The sequence below is a fragment of the Leptothrix toolikensis (SeqCode) genome, assembly GCF_057922285.1.
Map to the genome: position 1 here is coordinate 1 of NZ_JBYSVC010000131.1, position 3,833 is coordinate 3,833.

Annotated in this window: 3 protein-coding genes; 2 read left to right on the top strand and 1 reads right to left on the bottom strand. The window is 62.5% G+C overall.

Going from position 1 to position 3,833, the window contains the following annotated elements; translation table 11 throughout:
• Positions 1-1,236: ShlB/FhaC/HecB family hemolysin secretion/activation protein (locus tag AC3VI7_RS12285; protein ID WP_489671586.1), on the top strand; the 1,236-nt coding region annotated here is incomplete at its 5' end.
• A gap of 30 nt (positions 1,237-1,266) precedes the next feature.
• Positions 1,267-2,121: a hypothetical protein gene (locus AC3VI7_RS12290; protein ID WP_489671587.1), complete on the top strand. Its 855-nt coding sequence runs from the start codon at positions 1,267-1,269 to the stop codon at positions 2,119-2,121.
• A 1-nt stretch (position 2,122) separates the two neighbouring features.
• Here the strand turns inward: AC3VI7_RS12290 and AC3VI7_RS12295 are convergent, their stop codons facing one another.
• On the bottom strand, positions 2,123-3,769 hold the full coding sequence (locus AC3VI7_RS12295; protein WP_489669453.1) for an acyl-CoA synthetase: 1,647 nt from the start codon (positions 3,767-3,769) through the stop codon (positions 2,123-2,125).
• Between the last annotated feature and the right edge of the window lie 64 nt (positions 3,770-3,833).

Consider the following 3,833-nt stretch of genomic DNA (forward strand, 5'->3'; position numbering starts at 1 on the left):
CCCGTTCAGCAAGTGCGTGGCGGCATCGTTGAATTCGTCGTCAGCGAAGGCCAGGTGGGGCAAATCAACGTGGTTACAGACCGCCCCGACGATGCCGACGATCTGCGGCCCTATCTCCATCAGCAAACCGGCCAGCCATTGCGACTGGATGCCCTGGAGCAAGACCTGCTGGCTTTGGCCGAGTTACCGGGGGTGCGCAGTCGCATCGTGTTGACGCCAAGCCAAGAACCGGGCCGCACCGATCTGAGTTTGTATGCGCAGCGTGAGACCCGCTTGGTCGGTCAAGTCGGGGTGAGCAACGTGGCCTTGCTGCCCAACGAACCCGGCCAAGGTGAAGCGCTGCTGGTCTGGCGTCACGCCGGTGCGATCGGTACCAGCTTGACCACCCGCCTGACCGCCATGGGCCAGGGCAACTACCGCAGTCAAGCCACCTTCAGCCAACAGGCCGATGGCATGAGCGCCGGGTTGGATTTGGCCTATCTTGAATACACCCTGGACCCGCAGCCAGCGCAAAACATCGACATGCCGCCGGTGCTCCAGCATGGCCGTGCCGCCATGGTGGCGGTCGATGCGGCGATCAACTTGCTGCGCCAGCCCGGTCGTACCACGAGGCTCTCTAGCCGATTGGCCTTGCGCAGCTATCACGATCAGACCGATACGCTGATCGCTGATCATGCGGTCGAGACGCTCACACTCGGCTGGAGCGACCAGCGCCATAGCCTCAATCAACGTCAAAGCTTTGAGGGCAGCATCACCGCTGGATACACCAGCGTCAGCTCGGACCCCGCCGATAGCACCGTCAGTACGGGGCCGTTTCTGCTGCTGGCGAGCCGCTGGGCGTTGGCCGCACACCTTGATCCGCATTGGAACGTCACCACCCGGACCGATGCGCAATGGGCCGACCGTTCGTTGGCGCGCTCGGAACAACTGCTGCTGAGTGGGTCGCAGGCCGTGCGGGCCTACGACATGAACGACGCTCGGGTGGACACCGGTTTGGTGGCCAGTGCCGAAATACGCCGCACCAGCACCTATGTGGACGGCTACGCCTTTGGCGACATCGGCTGGGGCGTACTGAATCAAGCCCCGGCTTGGAGCGTCAACTGGTTCAATCGTGAGAGCCTCGGCGTGGGTCTCGAACTGCGACCGCTGCCCAAAATGCGACTCACCACGCAGTTGGCTTGGAAAACCATCGACACCGCACCACGCCTCTGGCTGAATCTGACACAAGCGTTCTGACGACGGCTTCGTCTCTCCACCACTCACCGCATGATGAATCGCTCGTTTTTTACCCGCGCCCTGTTGCTCGGCGTATGGCTTGGCTTGGTGGCCACAACGACCACTCAAGCCCAAGATAGCTCCCTGAATCTCCAGTGGGGCGTGGATGGCCCGCCGAGCGGTGCTCGGGATCAACTGCGGCGCGCGGTGAGCCCGCCGACCGTACCCGCCGCTCGGGGGCTGGATGATCTTCTGGTCGTTGCCGTCGAGGAACCTCCCGCCGCCTCAGCACCCTCTGTCCCGCCGCCGCCCGTGGTTAAACCATCGGTGGAGGTCAAACAGCCGCCGCCCCCCAAGGTCCAAGTGCGGGAGCCCGAGGTGGTTCAACCGCCGCCGGCCGCCGCACCTGAACCGGAACCACCCGCTTCCACCCCAGCAGCACCGCCCGAAGCGCCAGCCTCCACCCCCTCAGTCGCTCCAACGCCACCTTCAGCCCCCGCCCCATCTCAAGCGGTAGCGGCCTCGGAGGCCTCGGGCTTGATGGACCAAATCAAGCACATTACCCCTGCCACCGCTGCGGTAGCTGCGGCCGTGGTGATCGGTATTGGCATGGTCATGGCGGGTGTCACCACCGTCGGGGGTGCCGCCATCGCCGTCGCAGGCACTGCGGCGACCACGGCGGGTGGGGTCGGTGGCACGACCGGATCGTTGCTGAAAGTCGTGTTCTCGCTGATTCAAAAGTTCATCGCCAAGATCATCGCCAACCCGCTTCAGTGGCTGATCAAGGAGATCGTGAAGCGCAAGCTGATCAAGCACTTCAAGCTAGAACACATCCTGACCCCGGCCGGCCTGTGGCGCAACATGCGCGCGCGCTGGGCGGCGCGCAAGGCCAAAAAGACGACTTAACTTAACCGAGGGCTGCGTTCGATTTGGCGCGCTCGCGCAGCTGAAACTTTTGAATCTTGCCGGTTGAAGTTTTCGGGATCGGCTCGAAGCGGATCTCGCGCGGCACCTTGTAGCCCGCAAGCAGTAACTTGCAGTGCGCGATCAGTTCTTGGGCGCTGACGCTGGCCCCCAAAGCCAGTTCCACATAAGCCAGCGGGGCCTCGCCCCATTTGAGATCTGGCTTGGCGACCACAGCGCAGGCGGTGACGGCGGGATGGCGATAGAGCGCATCTTCAACTTCGAGTGAAGAAATGTTCTCGCCGCCCGAAATGATGATGTCCTTGCTGCGGTCCTTGATCTTGACGTAGCGATCTGGCTCGATGACCGCCAAATCGCCGGTATGAAACCAGCCACCCGCAAAGGAAGCTGCGGTTGCACCCGGGTTCTTCAAGTAGCCCTTCATGACGATGTTGCCCCGGAACATGATTTCACCCATGTGCGCACCATCGGCCCGAACCTCAGCCATCGACTCGGGATCCATCACCGTCATGCCTTCTTGAAGCGCATAACGCACCCCTTGACGACCATTGAGGCGTGCTTGCTCTGAGATGGATGCGCTTGCCCAACTGGGGCGCTGCACCGCCACCGCCGCCGGGCCATAGACCTCGGTCAGCCCGTAGACATGGGTTAAATCAAAGCCGATGCGCGCCATGCCTTCGATCATCGCCGCCGGTGGTGCGGCACCCGCCACCAAACCACGCACCTTGCCAAGGCCCACGCGCAACTCAGCCGGCGCGTTGATCAACAAACTGTGAACGATGGGTGCGGCGCAGTAGTGATCCACTTGGTGGTCGGCCATCGCCTCCAAAATGAGCTTGGCATCGACCTTGCGCAGGCACACATGGGTGCCGCCCAACATGGCGAGGGTCCACGGGAAGCACCAGCCGTTGCAATGGAACATCGGCAGCGTCCACAGATAGACCGGGAAGTGCGGCATGGTCCACGTCGCCGCATTGCTCACCGCGTTCAAGTAAGCCCCCCGGTGGTGGGTCACGACACCTTTAGGATCGCCGGTGGTGCCGCTGGTGTAACTCACGGCAATGGCATCCCACTCGTCAGCCGGGCCTTCGAGTCGGACCAAGGGCGCGTATTCAGCCAACAACTCTTCATATTCATGCTGGCCCAAGCAGGCGTGCTCGCCAGCAAATTCGCTATCGCAGACGTCGATGACGATCACATCACGGCCATGCACGCTCTTAAGTAGCGCCAAGGTCTTGTCCATCACCGGCGCAAATTCGCTGTCGGTGATCAGCACGTGGGCTTCGCAGTGGTTCAACTGCCAAGCCAGCAAAGAGGCATCTAGTCGGGTGTTGAGGGTATTGAGCACCGCGCCAAGAGCGGGCACGGCGTAGTGCGCCTCGATCATCTCGGGCGTGTTGGGCAGCATCACGCTCACAGTGCTGCCGCGCTCAACACCCATGGCGCGCAGGGCCGCTGCCAGCCGCGCGCTGCGGTCCCGGGTTTGAGCCCAGGTGTAGCGCCGAGTGCCATGGATCACAGCGGGCAAGTCGCCAAAAACCTCAGCGCTGCGCTCGACAAAACTCACCGGCGACAGCGCCACAAAATTGGCCGCCGTCTTGGGCAACCCGAGGTCATAGATCGTGCTCATGGATCACTCCTGTCTTCGAGATTCGAGAATGGTGCAGGCCCGCATCATCGTTGAAACCGCGCAC

Bases quoted from the DNA above. Each gene is read 5' to 3' on its own strand.
- AC3VI7_RS12290 (WP_489671587.1), top strand. From the start codon at position 1,267: ATGATGAATCGCTCGTTTTTTACCCGCGCCCTGTTGCTCGGCGTATGG.
- AC3VI7_RS12295 (WP_489669453.1), bottom strand. From the start codon at position 3,769: ATGAGCACGATCTATGACCTCGGGTTGCCCAAGACGGCGGCCAATTTT.